Here is a 1,478-nt window from a genome sequence, read left to right as displayed (position 1 = left end):
CTCATACTCGCCTCGCAATTTAACGTGAGGGTGAGCGCCGCCCTTGCTTTGCTGTGCGGACTGCTCGGAACGACCGTCGTATCTTGGTACGCCTTTAGGTTCGGTCTCAGCGTCAAGATAGCCTACGTAATCCTACTCGCCCTTGGCGTTGCGGTGTCAACCTTCGTCGCCGCAAAGGCACTACGTCGAAATTCAGCCAAAGCCCTAATGCAGACTTATGCGCCTTCGCTATTCATGGCGGGAGCTGCCTTTGTCATCCCAGTATTTGTCTACAGCCTGTTGAGTTATGCTAGGATCGAGACGGGCGCTTTGCCACTTCTAACTGCGGGCAACAATGACATATTCGCCTACTTAAAGCTTGGCGATGTTCTCCGCAATCTGCCAGATGTGACGACTGCGGTGGGCTCTTGGGATGTGAAGGGAGTGATTTCGATTGACGCCTTTGGCGCTTTCAATCTCGTGTCTCTCTCATCGTTCACCCTGAACACAAGTGTAGAACAGATAGCAATCCCTCTCCTAGGGATGGCTGTTGGGGTGTTTGGCCTCAGCATTGCAACGATATGCAAGAGAATTTTCAATCTTCCTCTTTGGATTTCGATTGCCATCTCAGTTGTATTCACCACAACACCGGTTATCGCCTACGTTGTTCTTAACTATTTCCTCGCCCAGGTACTATTCACAGGGGTTCTTTTGGTAACGTTGCTTCACGTAGCAGAGATGGCAAGTGAGCGAGAGAGCTTGATGAATGCCGGCTTGGCAGCTGCTGCCTTATCGGCATTAGTCATGTTCACTTATCATCCGTGGTTCGTACAATACATGATGCTATCGTCGGCTGCCATTGGTGGCGCTCTAGTCCTGCGCAATTCGTCGTACACCGTAAAAGCATTCGCCGTCGCGACTGCTTACGCGCTCTGTGTTTTCGTGGCATCGAATCTGTTTTCAGTGATGATGAGCGTTGATCGCTACATTATGAGCACGAAATATTTGATCGCCGCCGCTTCTACTGTGGACGCAGGGTGGCCTCTGCCCTTCATCAATCTTGCGCTATTTTTGGGATTGCCAGTTAACTGGTCGCAAATCCCGGCCAACGGCCAAGTCGAAATCAACTACATACTCCCTGGTATTTTGATACTCGCTACCTGCATGGCATTTTACTGGAGATCAGACAAAGAGGAAGGACGAAACGGGCGTCGTTTTCTAGCGATAAGCTTTATTGCTGCGGTCGTTCTTTATCTCGCTATTTGGGAGCTATATGGCGAATCATATCGGCAATGGAAATTCGCGGCAACGCTCACCATGCCCCTCGGGTTCATCGTTACAGCCTGCGGTCTCTTCGCCTTTCTTCGCTCACAGTTACGGTTTCGACAAAATGGTTAGAGTAGCCGTCGTTCTCATCGTATTTGCACTCGTGCTCGTCAGCAACGTCTACGAATACATCTATCAATGGAGCGCGACGGCCGTTTCGTTCGACCCTGGCC

At 50.7% G+C, this 1,478-nt stretch carries 1 protein-coding gene; it reads left to right on the top strand.

What is annotated here, in order from left to right; genetic code table 11:
• A partial coding sequence (locus AC1DUU_RS31820) for a hypothetical protein (RefSeq protein WP_476787282.1) occupies positions 1–1,377 on the top strand: 1,377 nt, incomplete at its 5' end.
• Between the last annotated feature and the right edge of the window lie 101 nt (positions 1,378–1,478).

This window comes from Aminobacter sp. P4_H6_2 (assembly GCF_056400805.1).
Note: the sequence above shows the minus strand (reverse complement) of the source record. Positions and strands in the feature narration are given on the sequence as shown.